This window comes from Mycolicibacterium tokaiense, from assembly GCF_010725885.1.
Classification (GTDB): Bacteria; Actinomycetota; Actinomycetes; order Mycobacteriales; family Mycobacteriaceae; genus Mycobacterium; species Mycobacterium tokaiense.
The window spans coordinates 2,714,052-2,737,331 of record NZ_AP022600.1 but is presented as its reverse complement, the minus strand read 5'-3'; the positions used below and the strand labels follow the sequence as shown (position 1 = coordinate 2,737,331).

20 protein-coding genes and 1 pseudogene are annotated in these 23,280 nt (G+C 68.2%); 4 read left to right on the top strand and 17 right to left on the bottom strand.

All coding sequences use genetic code 11. The features are described from left to right. The first annotated feature begins 81 nt into the window (after positions 1-81). Positions 82-1,485 (top strand): 2-oxoadipate dioxygenase/decarboxylase, encoded by a 1,404-nt coding sequence (gene hglS / locus G6N58_RS13260; protein ID WP_115278386.1) that lies wholly within the window; start codon positions 82-84, stop codon positions 1,483-1,485. Here the strand turns inward: hglS and G6N58_RS13255 are convergent. From G6N58_RS13255 to G6N58_RS13215, 9 genes are all read right to left on the bottom strand, one after another. Next, on the bottom strand, positions 1,457-2,473 hold the full coding sequence (locus G6N58_RS13255) for an FUSC family protein (RefSeq protein ID WP_163908158.1): 1,017 nt from the start codon (positions 2,471-2,473) through the stop codon (positions 1,457-1,459). The two genes, hglS and G6N58_RS13255, sit on opposite strands and share 29 nt — an antisense overlap. Beyond that, a complete protein-coding gene (locus G6N58_RS13250) occupies positions 2,413-2,889 on the bottom strand; it encodes a (2Fe-2S)-binding protein (protein ID WP_232067848.1) in 477 nt (158 codons plus the stop codon). Before G6N58_RS13250 ends, G6N58_RS13255 begins: the two co-directional genes overlap by 61 nt. Beyond that, positions 2,886-3,752: an FAD binding domain-containing protein gene (locus G6N58_RS13245; protein ID WP_115278388.1), complete on the bottom strand. Its 867-nt coding sequence runs from the start codon at positions 3,750-3,752 to the stop codon at positions 2,886-2,888. The genes G6N58_RS13250 and G6N58_RS13245 overlap by 4 nt, the downstream gene beginning before the upstream one ends. Further along, positions 3,749-6,091: a xanthine dehydrogenase family protein molybdopterin-binding subunit gene (locus tag G6N58_RS13240; RefSeq protein WP_232067847.1), complete on the bottom strand. Its 2,343-nt coding sequence runs from the start codon at positions 6,089-6,091 to the stop codon at positions 3,749-3,751. Before G6N58_RS13240 ends, G6N58_RS13245 begins: the two co-directional genes overlap by 4 nt. Next, a complete protein-coding gene (locus G6N58_RS13235) occupies positions 6,064-6,837 on the bottom strand; it encodes an ABC transporter permease (RefSeq protein ID WP_232067846.1) in 774 nt (257 codons plus the stop codon). Before G6N58_RS13235 ends, G6N58_RS13240 begins: the two co-directional genes overlap by 28 nt. Beyond that, positions 6,834-7,682 (bottom strand): ABC transporter permease, encoded by an 849-nt coding sequence (locus tag G6N58_RS13230; RefSeq protein ID WP_068915133.1) that lies wholly within the window; start codon positions 7,680-7,682, stop codon positions 6,834-6,836. Before G6N58_RS13230 ends, G6N58_RS13235 begins: the two co-directional genes overlap by 4 nt. Then, the gene (locus G6N58_RS13225) at positions 7,679-8,479 is read right to left on the bottom strand and encodes an ABC transporter ATP-binding protein (protein ID WP_068915132.1); all 801 of its coding nucleotides are present in this window, start codon (positions 8,477-8,479) and stop codon (positions 7,679-7,681) included. The genes G6N58_RS13230 and G6N58_RS13225 overlap by 4 nt, the downstream gene beginning before the upstream one ends. Positions 8,480-8,517: 38 nt before the next feature. Beyond that, complete coding sequence (locus tag G6N58_RS13220) at positions 8,518-9,516, bottom strand: ABC transporter substrate-binding protein (protein ID WP_115278389.1); 999 nt, start codon at positions 9,514-9,516, stop codon at positions 8,518-8,520. Positions 9,517-9,836: 320 nt separating this feature from the next. Continuing rightward, positions 9,837-10,829, bottom strand: a complete 993-nt coding sequence (locus G6N58_RS13215; protein ID WP_232067845.1) for an LLM class flavin-dependent oxidoreductase — start codon at positions 10,827-10,829, stop codon at positions 9,837-9,839. 153 nt (positions 10,830-10,982) lie between these two features. On the opposite strand from G6N58_RS13215, the gene G6N58_RS13210 reads away from it, so the two are divergent. Beyond that, positions 10,983-11,579 carry an SRPBCC family protein gene (locus G6N58_RS13210; RefSeq protein WP_115278391.1) on the top strand — a complete coding sequence of 199 codons (597 nt, stop codon included), beginning with the start codon at positions 10,983-10,985 and terminating at the stop codon, positions 11,577-11,579. 8 nt (positions 11,580-11,587) lie between these two features. Here G6N58_RS13210 and G6N58_RS13205 read toward each other — a convergent pair whose 3' ends face one another. Genes G6N58_RS13205 through G6N58_RS13185 form a run of 5 tightly spaced genes read right to left on the bottom strand, consistent with a single transcriptional unit; the run spans position 11,588 to position 16,592 of the window. After that, positions 11,588-12,052: a RidA family protein gene (locus tag G6N58_RS13205; RefSeq protein ID WP_115278392.1), complete on the bottom strand. Its 465-nt coding sequence runs from the start codon at positions 12,050-12,052 to the stop codon at positions 11,588-11,590. Continuing rightward, entirely contained in the window at positions 12,049-12,753 is a 705-nt protein-coding gene (locus G6N58_RS13200; RefSeq protein WP_232067844.1) for a GntR family transcriptional regulator, read from the bottom strand. Before G6N58_RS13200 ends, G6N58_RS13205 begins: the two co-directional genes overlap by 4 nt. Positions 12,754-12,803: 50 nt before the next feature. Next, entirely contained in the window at positions 12,804-13,223 is a 420-nt protein-coding gene (locus G6N58_RS13195) for a hypothetical protein (RefSeq protein WP_115278394.1), read from the bottom strand. 55 nt (positions 13,224-13,278) lie between these two features. Further along, a complete protein-coding gene (locus tag G6N58_RS13190) occupies positions 13,279-14,916 on the bottom strand; it encodes an AMP-binding protein (RefSeq protein ID WP_163908157.1) in 1,638 nt (545 codons plus the stop codon). Continuing rightward, positions 14,913-16,592, bottom strand: coding sequence for an AMP-binding protein (locus tag G6N58_RS13185; RefSeq protein WP_115278395.1), 1,680 nt, complete (start codon positions 16,590-16,592; stop codon positions 14,913-14,915). Before G6N58_RS13185 ends, G6N58_RS13190 begins: the two co-directional genes overlap by 4 nt. A gap of 58 nt (positions 16,593-16,650) precedes the next feature. On the opposite strand from G6N58_RS13185, the pseudogene G6N58_RS13180 reads away from it, so the two are divergent. Then, positions 16,651-17,459: pseudogene (locus tag G6N58_RS13180) on the top strand (LuxR C-terminal-related transcriptional regulator). Between the two features lie 44 nt (positions 17,460-17,503). After that, positions 17,504-18,844: an NAD(P)/FAD-dependent oxidoreductase gene (locus G6N58_RS13175; RefSeq protein WP_172545074.1), complete on the top strand. Its 1,341-nt coding sequence runs from the start codon at positions 17,504-17,506 to the stop codon at positions 18,842-18,844. Positions 18,845-18,853: 9 nt separating this feature from the next. Here the strand turns inward: G6N58_RS13175 and G6N58_RS30810 are convergent, their stop codons facing one another. From G6N58_RS30810 to G6N58_RS13160, 3 genes are all read right to left on the bottom strand, one after another. Continuing rightward, the gene (locus G6N58_RS30810; protein ID WP_218567696.1) at positions 18,854-19,123 is read right to left on the bottom strand and encodes a MerR family transcriptional regulator; all 270 of its coding nucleotides are present in this window, start codon (positions 19,121-19,123) and stop codon (positions 18,854-18,856) included. A gap of 432 nt (positions 19,124-19,555) precedes the next feature. Continuing rightward, positions 19,556-21,373, bottom strand: coding sequence for an ABC transporter ATP-binding protein (locus G6N58_RS13165; protein ID WP_115278398.1), 1,818 nt, complete (start codon positions 21,371-21,373; stop codon positions 19,556-19,558). Further along, positions 21,370-23,262: an ABC transporter ATP-binding protein gene (locus G6N58_RS13160; RefSeq protein WP_068915114.1), complete on the bottom strand. Its 1,893-nt coding sequence runs from the start codon at positions 23,260-23,262 to the stop codon at positions 21,370-21,372. The genes G6N58_RS13165 and G6N58_RS13160 overlap by 4 nt, the downstream gene beginning before the upstream one ends. Positions 23,263-23,280: the final 18 nt, after the last annotated feature.

Below are 23,280 nucleotides of genomic sequence, written 5' to 3'. Positions count from 1 at the left end.
CACTTTCGCACGGATTGGATCCAGTATACGGTAACAGGTGTATGCCCCGCCGGGGGACCCGAACGGCAGGAGACGCACCGGATGGCCACCGTCAGCTCATGGGAATTGCGCGCGAGGTTCGCGCGGTCGCTGTCACAGATGTACGGCAACGAAGTGCCCGCCTATCTCGATCTGGTCGATGTCGCAGCCGAGGTCAATCGGGAGGTACTGCTGCGCCACGGGGCCGACGCCGAAAGGCTGGGCACCGCAACCCGGGTGGCCGACGAGCGCCACGGCGCCATCCGGGTGGGCACCGCCAAGGAGATGCGCCAGGTGGCCACCATCTTCGGCGGCTTCGGCATGCAGCCCGTCGGGTTCTACGATCTGCGTGAGGCCGCATCCAGCGCAGTTCCTGTGGTGTCCACCGCCTTTCGGCCCATCGATCCGGCGGAACTGGACCGCAATCCCTTCCGCGTCTTCACCTCGATGCTGGTGATCGACGACCGCCGGTTCTTCACCGAAGAACTCACTGGCCGACTGTCCGAGTTCCTGGAACACCGCATCCTGTTCGACGACGAACTGCTGCAGCTCGCCGCCGTCGCCCAGGCCGAAGGACAGCTGCCCACCCGCGATGCCGATCGTTTTGTGGCACTGGCCACCCAGGCGTTCGAGTTGTCCGACCAGCCCGTGGACCGGGTGTGGTACGAGACGCTGGACGCCATCTCGTCGGTGGCCGCGGACATCGGCGGCGTGAGCACCACCCACATCAACCACCTGACTCCGCGGGTACTCGACATCGACGAGCTCTACCGCCGCATGGAGGCCAGAGGGATCACCATGATCGACGACATCCAGGGCCCGCCCGGCTGGGAGGGGCCCGACGTGCTGCTGCGCCAGACGTCGTTCAAGGCCCTGGCCGAGGCCCGGCGATTCGTCGATGCCGACGGCGTGGTGCACACCGATTCGCTGCGCGTGCGCTTCGGGGAGGTGGAAGCCCGCGGCGTGGCGCTGACCCCGGCCGGCCGCGACCTCTACGACGTCATGGTTGCCAAGACCGACGCCCGGGTGGCCGAGGAGCCCGGCGCGGTGCGCCAGGACGTGGCCCGCCAGGTGTGGCGCGAGAACCTGCCAACCACCGAACTCGAGCTCGCCGTTCAGGATCTGGCGTACTTCACGTTCACCCTGGCCCCGGAATCCGCGCGCACCGGGCCGTTCGAAGCGAACCTGGCCAGCCTGCTGCAGCGCGGCTGGCTGGTGCCGCACCCCATCGTGTATGAGGACTTCCTGCCGCGCTCGGCCGCAGGCATCTTCCAGTCGAACCTGTCCTCGGAAGGCCACAAGGACCTGTCGGTGGCCGGGTCGGATCGCACCATCGACTGGATGTCGGAGATCCTCGGTATACCGGTGGCCGACCCCAACGACCTGTACGCCGCGCAGCGTCAGCGCTCGCTCGACGAGGTATCGCGTCAACTGGGACTCACCACCGTTTTGCGGGCAGACACTTAGGCGCGCCGAAGACCACCGCGACGACGATGAGCGCACCGACGACGTTCATCAGCAGCCGTACCCCGCCCTCGTACCACGGGAAGACGGCGGGGTACTCGCTGATGAGCAACAGCACCGGCGGCCCGGTCACCGCCCACCAGGTGTAGTTCACCGGCCGCAGCGCCATCGCCAGCAGGAAGAGCACCACGATGGCCACCACCAGCACAACGGTCGCCGGATGTGCGGCGAGGATGACCGCGGCCAGCACGGCACCCACCAGATTGCCCGACAACCGTTGTGCCAGGCGCAGACCGGTGGCCGACGGGTCGCTCTGAATGGACAGGATGACGCTGGTGATCAACCAGTGGGCGCCCACGACGTCCTCGGGCACCGCCGCTGCGACGGTCGTGGCCAGGGCGACGGCCACCCCCATCGCGGCGACGAGGGTGTACCCCGCCTTGCGCGCAGCGGTTTCCGCCGGGGCTCGGCGGGTGGCCCGTGCCAGCAGCACGGCCACCCACACCGCGGCGGCGCCACTGAGATAGAGCACCGGAAGCGGCAGCGGTGGGGCTTCCACCAGTCGGCCGGTGTGCAGGTCCATCAGCACGATCGCCAATGCCGCGGTGGCACCCAGCTTCGGCAGCACCGCTCCCAGCATCGCCGCGCCCACGGTGCACACCGCCAGGGCCGGGGTGTTACCCCCGAATAGCAGCACCACACCGGCGCCGGCGGCCACCGCTGCGGTGCGCAGTGCCAGCACTTCGGCTGCAGCAACGAGAGTTCGGGGAATCACCGGAACAGCGGTCAACACAAAACCCAGGGCCACCGCGGCGCCGGCGCTCGGCTGCCCCAGCAGATCACACGATACGAACACCGCGCCGAGTGCGACGGCCAGCGCCGCGGCGGCCGCCCAGTCGGGACGGCCGGTCGGGCGGAGCAGCGACCTGTCTAGTCGGATGTCTGCGCCGCTTCCAGCACCGCGTCGACGATTCCCTGGTAGCCGGTGCATCGACAGATGTTGCCGGACAACACCTCTCGCACACCGTCCTCGGTCAGCGGCTTCTGTGTATCGGTGTCGCGGATCAGCTCCAGCGCGGTGACCAGGAAGCCCGGCGTGCAGAAGCCGCATTGCAGACCGCGCTGTTTGGCGAAGCATTCGCGCAGCCGCGGCGCCTCCTCGAACTGGTCGAGGCCTTCGACGGTGGTGACGGTGCGCCCGTCGACCTGCACCGCCAGCGTCAGGCACGCCCGTGCGCTGCGTCCGTCGATGAACACCGAGCAGGCGCCGCAGACGCCGTGCTCGCATCCCAGATGTGTTCCGGTCAAGCCCAGTTCGTCACGGAGGAAGTCCGCCAGCGTCATCCGCGGCGGTACCGCACGCTCGAACGCCGTACCGTTCACCGTCACCGTGATCTGCACCGTCACCGGAGCACCTCCTGTTCGGCTGCGAGCCTGCCTGCGGCCGCCGTCAACGCCTCTTCCAGCGCGACGGCGCACAACCGTCGCGCGTAGGCCGCGTCGTCCGCGGACGGTTCGGTCTGGGCGGCCCACTCGGCGGCCAGCTGTTCCCAGAGCCCGGCGGACGGGCGCTCCCCCACACCTGCGGTGAACAGCAGCGGCCGGTCCGCAGCGTTGAGCACCGCCGCCCGCACCTGCTCGACACGTCCCGAGGCGTCCAGCGTCAGCATCACCCCGGCCCCGGCCATTCCGTAATCACCGTGCTGATGGGCATATTCGACGAATCCCCAGCCCTGCTGCGGCGTGATCGCCGGCAGGGAGATCCAGGTGAGCATCTCGTCGGGTTCCAGGGAGCTGGTGTAGAACGACAGGAACAGGTCCTGGGCGGCGACCGCCCGGCGCCCCCTGGCGGCCGACTCCACGTGACAGGTGGCCCCCAGCGCCAGCGCGGCCAGCGGCATCTCCGCGGCCGGGTCGGCATGGGCGAGGGAGCCGCCGATGGTGCCGCGGTTGCGGATCCCGATGTGGCCGATGTAGCGCGCAGCATCGGCCAACAGCGGTGTACGCGCGGCGATCAGCGGGTCGGTCTCCACCGTGCGATGGGTCACCATCGCTCCCAGGATCAGGTCGTCGGTGTCGTCGAAGATCCTGGTGAGCTCGACCAGACCACCGATGTCGATCACCGCGGCGGGCCGGGCCAGGCGCAGGTTCATCAGCGTCAGCAGCGACTGTCCACCGGCCAGCAGTTTGGCATCGGGCAGCTCGGCCAGCAAGAGCAGCGCCTCGGCCACCGATTCCGGTCGGTGGTAGGCGAATTCAGCGGGCTTCATACCGGCACCCCCGCGGTGTCGAGCTCGCGGCACAGGGCTCCGGTGTCGATCGGCGTGGTGCTGACGTGAAAGCCGGTTCCCAGAGCATCGTCGACCGCGCCTGCCACCGCCGCGTAGACCGCGATGGTGCCGCTCTCGCCCGCGCCGCGCACGCCGATCGGGTTGACCGGGGTGTCGACGTGCAGGTGCCGCACGGCAACGCGCGGCACATCCGTGGACAACGGCAGGTGGTAGGCCGCGAAGGTGGTGGAGAGAGGCTGGCCCGCAGGCGAATAACTCCACTGCTCGAACAGCGCCCCGCCGAGGCCCTGGGCGACGCCGCCGATCACCTGGCCTTCGACCACCTTCGGGTTGATCTCACGGCCGCCCTCGTGGGCCACCGCGTAGCGGAGCACGGTGACGATGCCGGTGCGCCGGTGCACCCCGAGGATGACGGCGTGCACGCCCATGGTCCAGGTGACGGTCGGCGGTCGGAACACCGCGGTGACGTCCAGGGCGCCACCGCCTTCCAGCCCGCCGCCCACCGCCTGCGACTGCGCCAGCTCGCGCCAACCGATGCTGCGGCCGTCCGCGGTGAACATCCCGTCGGCGTACTCGACGCCCGAGGAGGCCCCGAGCAGGGCCGCTGCCCGCGTCGCGGCCAGGCCGACGAGCTCGCCGGCGGCCTGGTGGATGGCCGAGCCGGCCAGGATCGCCGAACGGCTGGCGAAGGTGCCGACGCCTTCGGGCAGGCGCTCGGTGTCGGCGGGGACGTAGCGCACCGCCTCCAGCGGTACCGCCAGCGCGTCGGCAGCCACCTGGGCGAACACGGTCTCGTGGGCCTGCCCGGCGCTGGCCGCTCCGGAGGTGACCTCGAACTCGCCGCTTCGCAGGACGCGGATGCGGGCAGTCTCGTGCGGCCCCCGGCCGGTGGCTTCCAGGTAGCTCGACAACCCGTATCCCACGGCGTGATCGGGGTGTTCGGCGGCCACCAGCTCTGCTTCCGACGGCGGCAGCTCCTCGGTCACCGCCTTCAGGCAGGCCAGGTAGTCGGCGCCGTCGAAGACGATGGGAACCCCGTCGCGGTACGGGATGGGCCGGGAATACGGCAGATCGGCGGCGGTCAGCAGGTTGCGGCGGCGGATCTCGGCGGTGGAGATGCCGAGCTCGGCGGCCGCGGCGTCCAGACTGCGCTCCAGGGCGAAGGTGGCCTCCGGCCGGCCCGCCCCGCGGTACTGGGCCACCAGTGTCTTGTTGGTCAGTGCGGCGCGCCCCGAGATGTCAGCTGCCGGAACACGATATGGACCCAGGAGGTGAATGGCGGTATTGGCGACGATGCCGGCCACCCACAGGCTGCCCGCCCCGATGTCGACGACGAAGTGGTCCTCCCAGGCCAGGATGTGACCGTCGGCGTCGACGGCCAGTCGCGTGTGGTGCACCTGGTCGCGGCCCTGGGCACTGGCGGCCAGGTGCTCCTGCCGGTCCTCCACCCAGATCAGCGCGTGACCGGTCCGGCGGGCCAGCACCGCGAGCACGATCTCCTCGCTGTAAACGTTGGCCTTGGTGCCGAACCCGCCGCCCACATCGGGCACCGACACCGTGACATCCTCGGGAGCCCACCCGGTGACCCCGCAGATGGCTTTACGCACCATGTGCGGCACCTGAGTGGAGGTCAGGACCTCGAGTTGCCCTCGGCGCGGATCGAATTCGGCCCGCACGCCGCGGCATTCCAGCGGAACGGCACCGTGGCGGCCCATTCGGTAGGTGCCGCTGACCACCCGGTGCGCGACAGCCATGGCGGCAGCGGGATCACCGAAGTTGTACCGCAGCCGGGCGGCCTCGTTGCCGGAGAGATGGTCGAACAACACCGGGCTGTCAGCCTGCAAGGCCGCCTCGGCGTCGGTGACGGCGGGCAACGGGGTGTAGTCCACCTCGACCATCTCGAGGGCGTCCTCGGCGCGATAGCGGTCCTCGGCGATCAGCACGGCGATGGGCTGGCCGATGTAGTGCACCCGCTGCGAGGCCAGCACCGGCAGCCGCTGCTCGGCGAGCACGCACTGGGTGGCGTCGGAGAACTCGACCTCGGGACGCGTCAGCAGCGGAATCGGGACACCCTCGAGATCCAGCTCAGCGGCGGTGAAGAAGCCGAGTACACCGGGCATCTCGGTGGCGCGGCTGCCGTCGATCCGGTCGATCCGGGCGTGCGCCTGGCTGGAGCGCAGGAACACCACGTGGTGCGCGCCGGAGGCTTGATCGGCGAGGAACCGGCCGCGGCCGGCGAGCAGCCGCTGATCCTCACGCCGCGGGACCGACTGCCCGATGTAGCCGTCGCTCAATGGATTCGCTTCTCCCACTGCCACAGGGCTATCGAGATCACGAACGACACGGTGATGAGCAGCAGGATGGTGGCCACCATGGCCGGGTATTCGCCATGGCTGTAGGACTGCAATACCACTCGGCCCAGTCCGCGGCGGGTCGCGAAGAACTCCGAGAGCACCACACCCACCACGGCGAGGCTGACAGCCAGCCGGATGCCGGTCAGCAGCGGCCGCCGGATCGCGGGGAAGATGATGTGCACCAGCCGCTGCCAGGCGTTCGCCTGCACCGACTTGGCCAGCTTCCAGTACACCTTCGGGATTTCCTGCACGCCGGTGGAGACGTTGATCAGCACCGGGAACAGGGCGAACAGCACTCCCATCACCACTTTGGAGCCAGACAGCGAAAAGATGGGCAGCAGAACCGGATACAGCACGATCTTCGGGATGCCGTTGAGCATGATCAGCGTCGGCTCGAAGATGAGCCGCAGTTTCTCCGACAGCCCGAGCAGCAGACCCAGCCCGCCGCCGATGGCGGTCCCGATCACGAAGGCCAGCACCACCGACTGCGCGGTCACCTGCATGTCGAACAGGTAGGCCGAGTTGGTCAGGTTCTGGATGAGCACCTCGACGGTGGCCGCCGGCGACGGGATGACGAACGTCAGGCCGGAGACGATTTCCCAGATCAGCACCATCAGCGCTGCCAGGGCCACCGACCCGAACAGCTGCCCGCCCAGGAAGGTGCGCACGCGGCGGGCGGCCGGCGTGGGTGATGCCACTGCGGAGCTCACAGGTTTCGTCCTTTCAGCAGCACCCGCTCCACCAGCGCCAGCAGCACGGTGAGCAGACACGAGAACAGCAACACCACGACGATGTAGGCGAACATCGCTGTGTTGTCGAAGGTTTCGTACAGATAGCGGATGCGGTAGCCCAGCCCGGCCTGTGCGGTGGTGAACTCCATGGCGATGGTGCCGATCAGCGCGTACACCACCGCCAGCCGTAGACCCGCGACGATGAACGGCCCGGCCGCCGGGATGGCCACCGAGAAGAGCACCTGGCGCGGTGAAGCGTTCAGTGAGCGGGCCAGCTTCATGTACACCGGCCGCATGCCCTTGAGGCCGACGGTGGTGTTCAACGCCATCGGGATGGCCGCCATGATGGTGGCCAGGATGATGACCGACATGGCGTTGATGCCCACCAGGACGATCATCACCGGGTAGAACAGCACCAAGGGCACCGCATAAAACGACACCAGGTACGGCTCGAAGATCCGGCCGATGTAGGGCAGCTTCCAGAACGTCAGGCCTGCCAGCAGCCCGAGCAGGGCGCCGAACACCAGCGATACCGCGACCTCGACACCGGTTCGGGCGGCGTCGTCCCAGAACTGGGGCAACGCCATCTGGGTGGCCAACTCGGCGAAGATGGTCGACGGAGCGGGCAGCACACTCTCGTTCCACAGACCGGCACGGACGCCGATCTCGCAGATCGCGATGAACGCCGCGATCAGCCCGATCGTGGACAGGGCGCTCAGCGCACCCTTGCTGATCCCCCGTTTGGGCGGCGCCGGGGTGGGCTGGGGCGCCGCGGGCAGTGTCTCGGCCGGGAGGTCGTCGGCGGCGACGTACGAGGAGGTCATGTCGCGGCGGTCTCCTGCTGCTTGAACCCGCGCATGGACTCCGCCTGCAGCGAGCTCCAGATGCGGTTGTGCAGTTCGTTGAACTGCGGCGTGGACACTACCGAGGCGTCGCGATTCTCCGGCAGGTCGATGTCGACCACGTCGATGATGGTGCCCGGCCGGTAGGACATCACCCAGACCTGCTGCGAGAGCAGGATCGCCTCGGAGATGTCGTGGGTGACGAAGACGATGGTCTGGTTGGTGCGCGCCCAGATCTGACGCACCTCCGCGCCGAGGAACAGCCGGGTCTGCTGGTCCAGTGCGGCGAACGGCTCGTCCATCAGCACCACCTCCGGCTGCACCGCCAGGGTCCGGGCCAGGGCCACTCGCTGACGCATGCCGCCGGAGAGCTGCGAGGGGTAGGACTTCTCGAAGCCGGCCAGCCCCACCAGGTCGACGGCATCCTTGGCCCGCTTGCGTTGTTCGGACTTGTCGACGCCGATCATCTGCATGGCGAAGCGGACGTTCTCCTCGACGGTGCGCCACGGCAGCGTCGAATCCTCCTGGAACACCACGCCGATCTTGGGGTCCGGCCCGGTGACCGGCTTGCCCGCCACACTGACCGACCCCGATGACGCCTTCTGCAGGCCGGCGATCACCGCGAGCAGCGTCGACTTACCGCAGCCGCTGGGGCCGACGATCGAGACGAAACTGGCGTGCGGCACCTGTTGGGTGACGTTCTTGACCGCGGTGACGGTGGCTGCCGCGGTCTCGAAGACAACTGACACGTTGTCCATCTGAATGCCTTGCGGCTGCATGCTTTTCTCCGATCGTCGGCGAGGTGGTCAGGCTGGGGTCAGAGGGTGGCGCGGGCGTCCTCGGGCAGGTACTGCTGATCCAGCACGGTGGCCCAGTCCACGGGCTCGGAGATCTGTCCCGCTTCGACCATCAGGGTCGAGAGGTTCTCCAGCCCGTCCTTGTCGACGGTCAGCGAGTACCCCTTGGCCAGGTCCGGAGTGGCGGCCAGGGAAGCCTTCATGACGTCTTCGCTGACGCCCACCAGCGGGGCGATCTCGGCGGCCGCAGCGTCCGGCTCGGCGACCACCCATTCGTTGAGGCGGTCGGCCACCTCGAAGAACGCCTTCAGGTTGTCCGGGTTGGCCTCGGCGTAGTCGTTGTTGACCGCCACCAGGTCGGCGGGCAGGTCACCCAGGATGTCGCGGGAGTTGACCAGCACCTCGGCGTTCTCCTCGGCCTCCTTGGCCGCGATGAAGGGCTGCATGGCCCAGCCGGCGGTGATCTGGTCGGCCTTGGCCGCGGTCCAGTTGTCCCCCATGCCGCCGACCGCCTGGGCGCGCACACCGAGTTCCTTCTCGAGTCCCTTGACCAGCAGCTCGGTGGACGAGCCCGCGGAGCTGAAGCCCAGCACCGCGTTGTTGTCCAGCGTGCGTCCCGGCGGGGCGATCCAGGAGAAGTCGTTGAGCTGGAACCACGGCGCGATCACCGTGAGGTTGGAGCTGGGCTGTTGCGCGGCCAGCAGCACCGAGGTGTTGCCTGCGATGGCCAGGTCGGCGTCGCCGCTGGTGACGACACGCAGGGTGTTGCCACCACCGCCGCCGGAGAACAGGTCGACCTCCAGCCCCTTCTCCTGGAACCAGCCCTTGTCGATGCCCACCTGCAGGATCGCCATGAACGGCAGGCTGTCGACGCCCGTGGCCGAGATGCTCAGGGTCTTGTCGGTGCTGCCACCTTCGGCGGCGGTCTCCGGACCGGCGGATTCATCGGCGCACGCGGCGGTACCGATGGTGAGTACCGCGGCCAGACCTGCCACAGCGCATTTCTTGACGAACGACATTTCAGAACCTCCAGGGTGAATTCTTGTGTTCAACTATCCGGCCCGACGTGGACCGTTGGTGCGGTGGTGCGGTCGCCGGCGACCGATCAACCGCGCGAGTTCCAATCCGATCGCGACACCGGTCATTGCCGCCGCGGCCGTCAGATGTGTTGGTGCACCGGCACTGTGGGTAGTGACCGGCTGGGGTGCGGCACTCGGCTCGGCCTGCTCCCGCGTCGTTGCGGGCACCCCGTCGGCTGGGGTCAGCGGGCGTTTCAGCGGCGGCGGCGCCCCGGGGGCTCCGCTGCCGGGCGACGGAAACGCGGCGCTGACAGACATCGTTACAGACCTGCGACGATATCGGCGAAGGTGCGGATGGTGGTTTCCTTGCTCTGGCCGGGACGCACGAACGGCACGATCGACACCTGGTCTACGCCGAGTGCCTCGATCTCCTTCAACCGCTGGGCACATTCATCGGGTGTTCCCGCCAGGGCGAACAGGTCGACCAGCTCGTCGGGCACCAGATCGGCGTGCGAGGCCTCGGTGTCCATGTGGTGGTAGTAGTCGTAGGACTCGCGGATGCGGTCGATCGCGGCCTCCAGCGCCGGGTCCACCTTGGCAGGCAGCGGCCGGATCGCCACTCGGGAGACGTGGGCGCGCACCAGGTCGCGGGCCTCGGTGCGGTCCGGGCCGATGGCCGTCGGCGTCCACAGCACGATGTGCAGGTCGTCGAGGGTGCGTCCGCTCTCCTTGGCGCCCTTCTCGATGGTGGCCAGCGCCGCCTCGATGAAGTGCGGCGCGGTGCCCACCAGCACGATCACCCCGTCGGCGATGCGGCCCGACATCTGCAGGATCTTCGGCGCCGAAGCCGCGATGTAGATCGGGATGTTCATCGGCTCGGTGAGGTAGTTCAGGTGGTATTCGGCCCCGCTGTGGGGCTCGACGGCCTTCTCGCCGCGGAACAATGTGCGCAACTGGCGCACCGACTCCTCCAGCTCCGCCAGCTTCTGGGGTTTGAGTCCCATGGTGCGCAGCGAGGAATCACCCGTCCCGATTCCCAAAGCCACACGGCCACCGGTGAATTCGGACAGCGTAGCCCAGGATGAGGCCAGCAGGGACATGTGCCGGGTGACGGCGTTGGTAACGCCGGTACCGAAGACCACCCGGTTGGTGCCCACGGCGGCCGCGCCCATCACCGTCGAGGATTCGCGCCAGATGTTCTGCGAGTCCCCGATCCACACGTTGTCGTAGCCCAGGGACTCACAGAGGTGGACGTAGTCGCGCATCGCCCCCACCGGCTCCGTGGGGAAGAGTCCGACTCCTTTACTCAGCACCAGCTACTGCCTTTCCCTGTCGAGGACCGCGCTCGATTCACGCTGATCAGCCACTCAATGGCTGATACTGTATATCGGATCCAATCACCGCGCAGCGTAACCGCAAGATTCCGTTCGCCCCGCTGAAATACACAGGTCATCCAGGAGGCAGTCATGCAGTTGACCAACGAGTTCACCGTTGACGCCCCGCTGGCGGACGCCTGGTCGGCACTCACCGACATCCCCCGGATGGCGTCGTGCATCCCGGGTGCGGAGATCGATGCGGTGGACGGCAGCAACTACGACGGCCACGTGGCCGTGAAGGTGGGCCCGGTGGGTCTGACGCTGCAGGGCTCGGCCGTGCTGGTGAACCAGGACGACGCCGCCCACACCATGGTGGTGCGCGGCGCAGCCCGAGACCGCACCGGGCAGGGCTCGGCCGAGGCCACCATCTCCATCACTGCCCGCGACGACGCCGGCCGCACCGCAGTGGTGGTGACCACCGACCTGGACCTCGGCGGCCGCATCGCCCAATTCGGCAGCGGGGTCATCAGCCAGGTCAGCGGGCGGATCATCAAGCAGTTCGTGAGCCGGCTCAACACCATGATCAGTACCGGCGACGCGCCTGCCGCCGACCGCACCGTCGGGTTGCCCACGTCGCGCACCGGCGCTGCCGCTGTGCACCGGGACGTTCTGGTCCAGGTGGCGGCCACCGCCCTTGCCGGCATCGCGCTGGGCCTGGCGGTGGGACGCGCGGTCTACGCGCGCTGACGCGTCGGTCAGCCCGCGACCGCAACAACGAGTTCGAGCTCCACGCACGCCTGCCCGGGCAGCGAGGCCACCCCGATGGCGGTGCGGGCGTGCGCCCCGATCTCGGCACCGAACACTGCCAGCAGCAGCTCCGAAGCGCCGTCGATGACACCGGGCTGGGCGTCGAAGTCGGCCACCGCGCGGACATACCCCCGCAGGTGCAGCACCGCGGTGACCCCCGCCAGCCCGACGGCGGCCTCGACGGCGCCGAGCAGGTTCAGCGCCGCGATGCGTGCCTGCTCCTTGGCCTCGGCGGGCGAGACCTCGGCGCCCACGACTCCACGCAGACCGGGCCCGGCCGCGGTGCGCGCGGTGGCGCCGGAGACCCACAGCTGACCCCCGTGCTGACGGGTCGGGAAGTAGTTGCCCTTGGGCGCGGGCGGCGGCGGGATGCTCAGGCCGAGGCGGGCGAGCCGCTCGGACGGCGAGGTCACAAGCCGATCCCCTGACCGGCCCCCAGCACGGTCTTCAGGTGCTCGATCGAGTGCGAACGATGCTGACTGTTGAGGGCGACGGCCTTGTCCACGTCGCCCTCGACCATGGCATCGGTGATCAGGACATGCTCGCAGTTCACCTTGTCCAGGTCCATCAGGTCGGCGTACAGCGGCCGGTACGGGTCGGCCATGTTCCACAGCTGGTTGACGATGCGTTTGGTCCGCGACAGCTCACTCTGCTCGAACGTCAGGTAGTGGAACCGTCGGTTGGCCACGCCCACGGCCACCAGGTCGCCGTCGGCGCCGGCACGGTCCATCTCGTCCATCAGCATCCGCATCTCCGCGATGATCTCCGGGGCCACCGGGATGCGCATGGAGTCACGGATCAGCTCCTCCTCCAACAGGGTTCGCAGCCGGAAGACCTCGGTGAGCTCCTGCAGGCCCAGCTTCACCACGCGGTAGCCGCTGTGTGGCTCGTAGGTGACGTACTCCTCGGCTTCGAGGCTCTTCAGCGCCTCCCGGATCGGGATGCGCGACATGCCGAGCTGTTCGGCGAGTGCCTCCTGGACGATGGGCGTGCCCGGTGCCAACCGTCCCGAGGTGATGTCGTTGCGCAGCAACTCCACGACCGCCTGCTGGGCGGTTTTGGGCCGGACGAACCCCGCCCTGGGCTCGTGTGCCTGTTTGGCGCGTGTCGGCACCGCGGCCCCCTTTCTCAAACATTGGATACTCTATGCGATAACCCGCTCGCTCAGAGCACTTCGCCCCGCCCGGCGCTCAACTGCGCGGCCCGACCGCGGGTGCGGTACAGCAGCACCGCGGTGGCTGCGCCCACCTCCACCACCGCGATGGCGGCCACGGCACGCATCAGCGCCGACGGGTTCGCGGCGGCCTGCGTCACCGCGACGCCGTGCTGGTGCCCCACCCCGGACAGGTGCAGCGCCAGCATCCCCAGGTTCATCAGCGCCACCAGGGTCCACGCGCGCACCGACCCGGCCCGCCACAACTCACCCGCGCAGAACAGGCACACCCCGAGCATCACCAGCAGCACCACGGCCGCGGCGATCGACCCGGTGTGCCCGAGCATCAGTAGGTGCAGCCCGGCGGAGCACACCGCCAGCAGCGCGCACAGACGCCTGCCGGTCACGGCGCACACAGGGGCCACGGACATCGCCCAACTCTGACACTTGCGGGCCGTCTGCGCTGGCTGACCGGCGAACTCCGGCCTAGGGGCGGGACACCTTGGCGTCGCCGGTTGCGATCAGCGTGGTTGTTATCTCCCGCATCTGCACCTTGCGCACCTTGCCGGTGACCGTCATGGGGAACTCGTCGACGATGTGGACGTACCGCGGGATCTTGAAGTGCGCCAACTTGTCCAACGCGAACTCCCTCAGGCCACCGGCATCGAGCGGGTCCCGGCCGGCGCGCATCCGGATCCAGGCGCAGATCTCCTCACCGTAGCGGTCATCGGGCACCCCGATCACCTGCGCGTCCTCGATGTCGGGATGGGTGTAGAGGAACTCCTCGATCTCACGCGGGTAGACGTTCTCGCCGCCGCGGATGATCATGTCCTTGATCCGGCCCACCACATCGCAGTACCCGTCCTCGCGCATGACGGCGAGATCGCCGGTGTGCATCCAGCCCTCGGAATCAATGGCCTGCGAGGTCTTCTCGGGCTCGTCCCAGTACCCCAGCATCACCGAATAGCCCCGTGTGCAGAACTCACCGGCCTCGCCGCGGCGGACCATCTCACCGGTGTCGGGATCGACGATCTTGATCTCGACATGTGGGTGGGCGCGGCCGATGGACGCGGTACGGCGTTCCAGGTCGTCGGTGATCAGGGTCTGGCACGACACCGGGGAGGTCTCGGTCATGCCGTACGCGATCGCCACCTCGGACATGTGCATGTCGGCGACCACCCGCTTCATCACCTCGACCGGGCACACCGAGCCGGCCATGATGCCGGTGCGCAGTGAACTCAGGTCCCGCTGGGCAAATGCCGGGTCGGCCAGCATGGCGATGAACATGGTGGGGACTCCGTAAACGCCGGCACAGCGCTCGGATTCGACGGCGTCGAGAGTGGCGGCGGGATCGAACCCCGGCCCCGGGATGACGATGGTGGCACCGTGACTGGTGGCACCCAGATTGCCCATCACCATCCCGAAACAGTGGTAGAAGGGCACCGGGATGCACAGCTTCTCCCCCGCCTGCAGGGCGATGAGCTCGGTGACGAAGTGGCCGTTGTTGAGGATGTTGCGGTGCGACAGGGTGGCACCCTTCGGGAAACCCGTTGTGCCCGAGGTGTACTGGATGTTGATGGGGTCGGTGTTGCGCAGCGCCGACTTCCGCGACGCGTAGGCGTCGTCGGAGACGGTGCCGGCGCGCAGGCGGTCCCAGTCCTCGGTGCCCAGGAAGATGACGTCACGCAGATCGTGGTCGACCTCGCCGACCATGGCGACGTAGTCCGAGGTCTTGAAGTCGGTCGCGGCGATCAGGGTGTTGACCCCGGATTGCGCCAGCACATAGGACAATTCGTGGGTGCGGTAGGCCGGGTTGATGTTGACCAGCACGGCGCCGATCTTCGCGGTCGCGTACTGCACCATCACCCACTCGGCGCGGTTGGGTGACCAGATGCCGACGCGATCGCCGCGGCCCACCCCGAGAGCCATCAGGCCGCGGGCCACGATGTCCACCTCGGCGTCGAGTTCGGCGTAGGTCCAGCGCTTTCCGGCCGCCACATCCACCAGTGCCAGCACATCGGGATGGGCGGCCGCGGTGTCCTCGAAGTTCTGCCCGATGGTGGTTTCCAGGATCGGGGTGTCGGTGGGGCCTTTGTCGTAGGACAGCGAGTCGTAGGAATTCACAGCAGATCCTCGTAGCGGTATTCGGAGTCGATGGGGGTTCCGGCCCGGTGGGCGTCTTCTTCACGGCGGCGCAACTCCACCCGCCGGATCTTGCCGGAGATGGTCTTGGGCAACTCGAAGAACTCCACCCGGCGCACCTTCAGATACGGCGCCAGGTGGTCGCGGGCATGCTCGAGAATCGCCTTGGCCGTCTCCTCACCTTCGTGCCACCCGGCGGCCAGCGAGACGTACGCCTTGGGAACCGCCAGCCGGGTGTCGTCGGGCTGCGGCACCACCGCGGCTTCCACCACCGCCGGGTGCTCGATCAGCACGCTCTCCAGCTCGAACGGCGACACCTTGTAGTCCGAGGACTTGAACACGTCGTCAGTGCGGCCGATGTAGGTGATGTAGCCGTCCGCGTCGCGGCTGGCCACGTCGCCGGTGTGGTAGTACCCGTCGGCCATCACCGCGGCATTGCGCTGGGGATCGCCGAGGTAGCCGGTCATCAAATTCAGCGGGGCCTGGCTCAGGTCCAGACAGATCTCGCCCTCGTCGGCGAGCTCCCCGCTGACCGGATCCACCAGGACCACCGGCACTCCCGGCATCGGCCGTCCCATCGATCCCGGCTTCACCGCGGCTCCGGGCGTGTTGCCCACCTGCAGGGTGGTCTCGGTCTGCCCGAACCCGTCGCGGATGGTCAGCCCCCAGGCCTTCTCCACCTGGGCGATGACGTCGGGGTTCAGCGGCTCACCCGCGCCGAGGATCTCGCGCAGCCCCTGCGGCTTGGCACCGAGATCGGCCTGGATCAGCATGCGCCACACCGTGGGCGGCGCGCAGAACGTGTTGACCTGGGCCCGGTCCAGCTGTTCCAGCAGCGCGGCGGCGTCGAAGCGGGCGTAGTTGTAGACGAAGATCGTGGCCTCGGCGATCCACGGCGCGAAGAAGCAACTCCACGCGTGTTTGGCCCAACCCGGAGAGCTGATCGCCAGGTGCACGTCACCCGGTCGCACGCCGATCCAGGCCATCGTGCTCAGATGCCCCACCGCGTAACTGATCTGGGAATGCTCCACCAGCTTCGGCCGGCTGGTGGTGCCGGAGGTGAAGTAGATGAGCATGGGGTCGTGCACGTCGGTGACGGTGGTAAACGTCCCGGGCGTGGTGTCGTCGGCGTCGGCGTAGCTGTGCCAGCCGTCCGCCGCGCCGATGACGATACGTACGTACTCACCGGGCACGTTCTCGAACTTGGCGGTGTCGGCGGCATTGGCGATGACGAAGCGGGCGCCGCCGCGGCTGATGCGGTCCTCGAGGTCCGCCGGCCCGAGCGCCCCCGTGGTGGGCATGATGATGGCTCCCAGCTTGGCGATCGCCAGCATCGCCTCCCAGAGCTCGACCTGGTTGCCGAGCATCAGGATCACCCGGTCGCCCTTGCCGACGCCCAGCCCTGAGAGCCACGCCGCCACCTGGTTGGAGCGCTCGGACATCTGCGCGAAGCTGACCTTCTGCTCGGACCCGTCGGCCTCGACGATCCACAGTGCGGGGCGGTGGTTGCCCGCCGCGATCACGTCGAACCAGTCGGTGGCCCAGTTGAACGGGCCGGTCAGCCGGGGCCAGGTGAAGGCCTCGACAGCCGTGTCGTAATCGCCGATGACCTCGACGAGCTGGTCACGGGCGGCGCGGTAGAGATCGGTGTTGCTCATACCGACTAGGATCTACGTCACACTTGTCCGAGCACTACCCCCGAAAGAGGGTGAACCGGTGACCGTGCTGCGACCGCGGGACAGTGACGCGGTGCGCGCCGAACTGCGCGCCGTCGCGGCCCGAACCGCGGTGCCGGTGCTGTTCGGCGGTGAGGTGCACGGCGACACGCTGCTGATCACCGAACTCGTGGGCAACCGCACCGGCGGCCTGCGCGGGCTGGCGGTGCGGTCGAACTCCGGGCTGGGCGGGGCCAGCATGGTCGCGGGGCGGCCGCTGTCGGTCTCGGACTACCGCAGTGCGGCCTCCATCACCCACGACTACGACGCCCCGGTGCTCACCGAAGGCATCCGCAGCGTGCTCGCGGTGCCCGTGGTGGTCGACGGGCAGGCCCGGGCGGTGCTGTACGGGGCACACCGGGCCAGTGCGCCGATCGGCGGCCGGGCAGCCGAGGCGATGGTGCCTCGGCGCGACGGCTGAGCCGGGAACTGGCGATCCGCGACGAGGTGGACCGCCGGATTCGGATGCGCGAGGCCGCGTTGACCGCCCCCGGAGACGAAGGGGTACGCACGGTGCACGCGGAGCTGCGCCGGCTCGCCGCGGCCGCGGAGGCCCCCACCGCCGAGCAGCTGCGGGCGCTGGCGGATCAGCTGGTGGGGTCGGGGGTTCCAGGAGCACCGCTCTCCGGGCGCGAGCTCGACGTACTGGCGCAGGTGGCGCTGGGGTGCACCAATGCCGAAGCGGCGCTGCGCCTGTCGCTCAAAACCGAGACGGTGAAGAGCTATCTGCGCAGTGCGATGGCCAAACTGGGCGCGGGCAGCCGCCACGAGGCGGTCTCCAAAGCCCGGCTGACGGGGTTGTTGCCGTAGTGATCGACACCGACTACCTGGTGATCGGGGCGGGTGCCACGGCCATGGCGTTCGTCGACACCCTGATCACCGAGACCGATGCCCGCGTGGTCATGGTGGACCGCCACCACCAGCCCGGCGGGCACTGGAACGCCGCGTACCCCTTCGTGCGGCTACACCAGCCGTCGGCCTATTACGGGGTGAACTCGCGACCGCTCGGCTCGGACACCATCGACACCGCGGGTCTCAACGCCGGTTTTTATGAACTGGCCGGCGGGGCGCAGGTGCTGGCCTACTTCGACGCGGTGATGCGGGAACGGTTCCTGTCCGGTGGCCGGGTGTCGTACTTCCCGATGTGTGAGTACCTGGGCGGTGGCGAGTTCCGCGAGCTGGGCGGCCGGCTGCGGCAGGTGCGCGCGGGCCGGGTGGTGGACTCCACGCAGGTCGGGGTGACGGTGCCGTCGATGCAGCCGCCGCCGTATCCGGTGACGACCGGAATCTCCTGCATTCCGCCGAATGAGTTGCCGCGCACGCCCGCTCATGACCACTATGTGATCGTCGGCGCGGGGAAAACCGCCATGGACAGTTGTCTGTGGCTGCTGCACCACGGCGTCGACCCGGCGCGGTTGACCTGGATCAAACCCCGCGACTCCTGGCTGCTGGACCGGGCCGCGATCCAACCGGGTCGCCGGTTCGCCAAGCAGGTGCTCGCCGACGTGACCGCTCAGTTGCGCGCGGTGGACGCCGCGGCCTCGGTGCCCGACCTGTTCGACCGGTTGGCCGCGGCTGGCTGTCTGATGCGTGTCGACGAGTCCGTGACCCCCACCATGTACCGCTGCGCCATAGTCTCGACCGCCGAACTGGAGCAGCTGCGGCGCATCGAGAACGTGGTGCGGCTGGGCCGCGTGGTCCGGATCGTCTCGGGCAAGGTGGTGTTGGAGCAGGGGTCGATCCCGGTGGATCACTCGGCGTTGTTCGTCAACTGCAGCTCCGACGGTCTCGGCAGCCGCGACACCGCCACGGTGTTCGATGGTCAGACCATCACCTTGCAGACGGTGCGCACCTGCCAACCCGTGTTCAGCGCCGCGGTGATCGCGCACGTCGAGGCGACCTACGGCGACGATGCGATGAAGAATTCCTACTGCCTACCGGTGCCCACCCCCCACGAACCGCTGGACTGGCTGCGGATGATGTTGGCGTACAACAGCAATCAGCTCAGATGGTTCGGCGATCCGGACATGATGGCCTGGCTGGATTCCGCACGGCTCAACGTGCTCAGCCATACCACCGCCTCGGTGAGCGAGCGCGCCCGCGCCAAGATCATCGACATGCTCTCGTCGCAGCTGCTGCGCACCAACGCCAAGCTCGAGGAGCTGTTACAGCCGGCGGCTACCGCCGGAAGGTGATGGGCAGTGTCAGGCGGTGTCGTCGCCGGCACTGCCGGAGAGGCGGGCGTTGAGCGCCAGGGCTTCGGCGAGTTGATCTTCCAGAACGATGATGCGGCACGCCGCGTCCAACGCGGTGCCCTGGTCGACGAGTTCACGGGCCCTGGCGGCCAGGCGGAGTTGGTAGCGGGAGAAACGCCGATGTCCGCCCTCGGAGCGGTACGGGACAAGTAGTTTGGCTTCGTCGAGGCTGCGCAGAAAGGCTGGGGTGGCGCCGATGATCTTCGCGGCCGCTCCCATGCTGTAGGCCGGATAGTCCTCGTCGTCGAATTTGTCGTTCGGCACTGCGGGTGTGGAGCCGTTGTTCTTCTGGATCACATCACCTTCCGCATGTGACAACTTGTATCCCAGACACGTAAGAGGGCCGGCAGCCCGGCAAGAGTTCACCGGGGCCGCCGGCCCTGAGGAGATTACTACCATCTTTGATACTGCAGTTGAATGCGGCATCGATCCGACGGAAATGTCGGACGATCCGACGGCAATTCACTCCTTTCCTCTTTCCGTAACTGTCGGCGACTCGTCCTGCCCGACAGTGCTTTACGTCTGATTCACGGGTAGCTCGCCTCCCGTGCCCTCTGACCTCGTCTGTGTGTATGGAAAAAATCTAGCCCAGCTTCGACACAATGTCTACACCCGCGACTATAGATTTTCTGTTCCGGAGAGAACACACCGTCAGGCCAGGGAGCGAACCCAGGCTTGGTGCAGTCCGGCGTAGTGGCCGTCGCCGGCGATGAGCTCATCCGGGGACCCGTCTTCGATGATGCGGCCGTGCTCGAGCACCAGTACCCGGTCGGCCACCTCCACCGTCGAGAGCCGGTGGGCGATCACCAGAGCCGTGCGGTCGGCCAGCACCGTCTCCAGAGCCTGCTGCACCATCCGTTCGCTCGGGATGTCCAGCGACGAAGTGGCCTCGTCGAGGATCAGCACGGCCGGGTCGGCCAGGAACGCCCGCGCGAAGGCAACCAGCTGCCGCTGCCCGGCCGACAGCCGGCCGCCGCGCTTGGCGACGTCGGTGGCGTACCCCTCCGGGAGCTCGCTGATGAACCGGTCTGCACCCACGGCCTCGGCCGCGGCGCGCACCTCGGCATCGGTGGCCGACGGCTTGCCGAAGCGGATGTTGTCGGCGATGGTGCCGTCGAACATGAAGTTCTCCTGCGTCACCATCACGACGTGGGTGCGCAGCTCACTCTGCGCGAGGTCACGAATGTCGGTGCCGTCCACAGTGACCGAACCCGAGGTGGGGTCGTAGAACCGGGCGATCAGCTTGGCGATGGTGGTCTTGCCCGCGCCCGTGGTGCCCACCAGCGCGACGGTCTGCCCGGCGGGCACCGTCAACTCCAGTCCCGGCAACACCGGGCGGCCCTCCACGTAGGAGAAGGTGACGTCGTTGAACCGCACCTCGCCGCGCACGTCGTTGAGCGATGCCGGGATGACCGGATCGGCGATGGCCGGCTTTGTGGACAGCACCCCGGCGAGCTTCTCCAGCGCGGCGGCCGCGGACTGGAAGGTGTTGAAGAACTGGGTGATCTCCTGCATGGGCTCGAAGAACATCCGCAGGTACAGCAGGAACGCGGCCAGCGTGCCGATGGTCATCTCGCCGTGCAGCACCCGGTAACCGCCGTAGAGCAGCACCACGCCGGTGGTGAGGTTGCCCACCAGCTTCACCCCCGGCATGAAGATCGCCAGCAATTTGAAGGTGCGCTCGTTGACGTCCTTGTAGCGGTCGGCGACCTCTTCGAAGATCTCCTGGTTACGCGGCTCGCGTCGGTAGGCCTGCACCGCCTTGATGCCGGTCATGGTCTCGACGAACTGCACGATCACCAGGGCGGCGCTCTCGCGCACCTCGCGGTAGGTCTTGGCCGACTCCGAACGGAACCACGCCGACAGCATGATCAGCACGGGGAACGCGACCAGGCACACCAGCCCGAGCCGCCAGTCCAGCACCACCAGCAGCACGGCGGTGCCGAACAGGGTCAGCACCGCGGTGATCAGGCTGTCGAAGCCGTTCTGCAGCATCTCCTGGATGGCGTCGACGTCGTTGGTGGAGCGGCTGACCACCCGCCCCGAGGTGTAGCGGTCATGGAAGGCGACATCGAGGCGGCCGAAGTGGATGAACAACCGCCGGCGCAGTTCCAGCAGCACGCTCTGCCCGATGCGTCCGGAGCGGCGCAGGAAGAACATCCGGGTCACGGCCTGCACCACCACCACCGCGCACAGCGTCGCGACGACCAGGATGAGCTCACGCGCCGAGTCGCCCTCGACGATGGGCGGGATGCCGTGGTCGATGCCGCGCTGGATGAGAATCGGCACCGTCAGGCGGGCGGCGTTCTCGACCACGACCACCGCGGCCAGGATGTACACCGCGGTTTTGAAGGGGCGCAGCAGGTCCCACAGCAGGGCCTTCGCCTCCCGGCGCCGCGGGGCGAACTCATCGATCCCCACGTCGTCCTGCTGGTCGTCGAAACGTCCGCGCCATTGGGTGGCGGTCATCGTCGCTCCCCCTCCATGGTCGCGAATTCCCTTGCTGCGCAGGCATCCTCGACGGCGTGTTCTTCGCAGTAGCGGTGCTCCAGCTCGGCGCGCTCGATCTCGAGGTCATCGAGTGAGTCGTCGGCGGCCAACAGATACCGGTAGGCGGGAACGGTCTCGAGCAACTGCGAATGGGTGCCGACGTGGGTGACGGTGCCGTGCTCCAGCAGAGCCACCTGATCGGCCAGCAGCACGGTGGACGCGCGGTGGGCCACCACGATCCCGGTGACCGACACCAGCACGCGGCGTAGGGCCTCGGTGACGGCGGCCTCGGTGTGCACGTCGAGAGCGGACAGAGTGTCGTCGAGCACCAGGATGCGCGGCCCGGCCAGGATGGCGCGCGCCAGCGAAAGCCGTTGGCGCTGCCCGCCGGACAGGCTCATGCCCTGCTCGCCGATGCGGGTGTCCAGGCTGTAAGGCAGGTCGTAGACGAACCCGGCGGCCGCGACGTCGATGGCCTCCTGTAGTTCGGCGTCGGTGGCATCCGAGCGGCCCAGCCGCAGGTTCTCGGCCACCGACATGGAGAACAGCGTCGGATCCTCGAACGCGGTGGCCACCGCCTCGCGCAGGGCGGGCAGGCTCAGTTCCCGGATGTCGGTGCCGTCGATCAGGATCGCGCCCTCGGTCACGTCATAGAGCCGCGACAGCAGCGCCGCCAGCACCGACTTGCCGGAACCGGTGGGACCCACCAGCGCCATGGTCTGGCCGGGTTCCACCGTCAGGTTCACGTGCCGCAGCGCCCACTCCTGCGAGTCGGGGAAACGGAAGCCGACATCCACCAGCTCGAGTCGGCCGCCGCGGGGCGGGGTGGCCTCGGGCCCGTCGGTGATCTCGCGCGGCGCGTCGAAGATCTCGGCGACGCGGTTGGCGGCAGTGAACGACTCCTGCATCATCGACAGCAGAAAGCCCAGCGAGGCGATGGGCCAGACCAGCGACAGCATCATCGTGATGAAGGCCACCAGCGTGCCCATGGTCACCGCGCCGGTGCCCGCGGCGTACGCGCCGAAGCCGAGCACGATGATCAAGGTCAGGTTCGGGATGACCTCCAGCAGCGTCCAGAATTTCGAGGACACGCCGACCTTGGCCAGCTGGGTGTCGTAGAGGGCCGAGGCGCGCTCGTCGAACCGGTCGTAGGTGTACTGCTCGCGGCCGAAGGACTTGACCACCCGCACGCCCAGCGCGGATTCCTCGACCTGGGTGGCGACGTGCCCGGCCTGGTCCTGGGCCAGCCGGGACAGCCGGGTGAATTCGCGCTCGAAGTGGATGACGGTCAGGGTGATCGGCACGATGGACAGCACCACCACCACACCCAGCGGCCAGTACATGGCCAGCAGGATGCCGGTCACCACCACGATCTGGATGGCGTTGAGGATCAGGAACACCAGGCCGAAAGAGAGGAACCGGCGCAGCGACGACAGGTCGTTCATCACCCGCGACAGCAGCTGACCGGACTCCCAGCGGGTGTGGAAGGACATGGGAAGGACCTGCAGCCGCGCGTAGAGGTCCTTGCGGATGTCCGCTTCGACGCCCATGGTGGCGCGGGCCACCAGCCACCGCCGGATGAACCACAGCAGCGCTTCGAGCACACCGATGGCCAACGCGGCCGTGCCCACGATCCACAGGCCCTGCTGGTCCTGATTGCGCACCGGCCCATCGATCACGGCTTTGGTCATCAGCGGGATCGCGATGGTGGCCCCGAGGCTGGCCAGCGCGACGATCACCATCACGGTCCAGCGCACCCGGTAGGGCTTCAGGTAAGGCAGCAGCCGCAGCAGATCCGAGGATGCGCGCCGGCGCCGCGGCGGTGCGGCGATCGCCGGTGCGGAACGCAAGCCGTCATGCGCGCGCATCGAATCACCTCCTACCGA

What these genes read in the sequence shown, in the direction of transcription:
- G6N58_RS13195 (WP_115278394.1), bottom strand. Translation starts at nt 13,223, where the DNA reads ATGTCCGTGGCCCCTGTGTGCGCCGTGACCGGCAGGCGTCTGTGCGCG.
- G6N58_RS13245 (WP_115278388.1), bottom strand. Translation starts at nt 3,752, where the DNA reads ATGAAGCCCGCTGAATTCGCCTACCACCGACCGGAATCGGTGGCCGAG.
- G6N58_RS13225 (WP_068915132.1), bottom strand. Translation starts at nt 8,479, where the DNA reads ATGCAGCCGCAAGGCATTCAGATGGACAACGTGTCAGTTGTCTTCGAG.
- G6N58_RS13165 (WP_115278398.1), bottom strand. Translation starts at nt 21,373, where the DNA reads ATGACCGCCACCCAATGGCGCGGACGTTTCGACGACCAGCAGGACGAC.
- G6N58_RS13185 (WP_115278395.1), bottom strand. Translation starts at nt 16,592, where the DNA reads ATGAGCAACACCGATCTCTACCGCGCCGCCCGTGACCAGCTCGTCGAG.
- G6N58_RS13220 (WP_115278389.1), bottom strand. Translation starts at nt 9,516, where the DNA reads ATGTCGTTCGTCAAGAAATGCGCTGTGGCAGGTCTGGCCGCGGTACTC.
- G6N58_RS13175 (WP_172545074.1), top strand. Translation starts at nt 17,504, where the DNA reads ATGGCGTTCGTCGACACCCTGATCACCGAGACCGATGCCCGCGTGGTC.
- G6N58_RS13210 (WP_115278391.1), top strand. Translation starts at nt 10,983, where the DNA reads ATGCAGTTGACCAACGAGTTCACCGTTGACGCCCCGCTGGCGGACGCC.
- G6N58_RS13160 (WP_068915114.1), bottom strand. Translation starts at nt 23,262, where the DNA reads ATGCGCGCGCATGACGGCTTGCGTTCCGCACCGGCGATCGCCGCACCG.
- G6N58_RS30810 (WP_218567696.1), bottom strand. Translation starts at nt 19,123, where the DNA reads ATGGGAGCGGCCGCGAAGATCATCGGCGCCACCCCAGCCTTTCTGCGC.
- G6N58_RS13230 (WP_068915133.1), bottom strand. Translation starts at nt 7,682, where the DNA reads ATGACCTCCTCGTACGTCGCCGCCGACGACCTCCCGGCCGAGACACTG.
- G6N58_RS13255 (WP_163908158.1), bottom strand. Translation starts at nt 2,473, where the DNA reads ATGCACCGGCTACCAGGGAATCGTCGACGCGGTGCTGGAAGCGGCGCA.
- hglS (WP_115278386.1), top strand. Translation starts at nt 82, where the DNA reads ATGGCCACCGTCAGCTCATGGGAATTGCGCGCGAGGTTCGCGCGGTCG.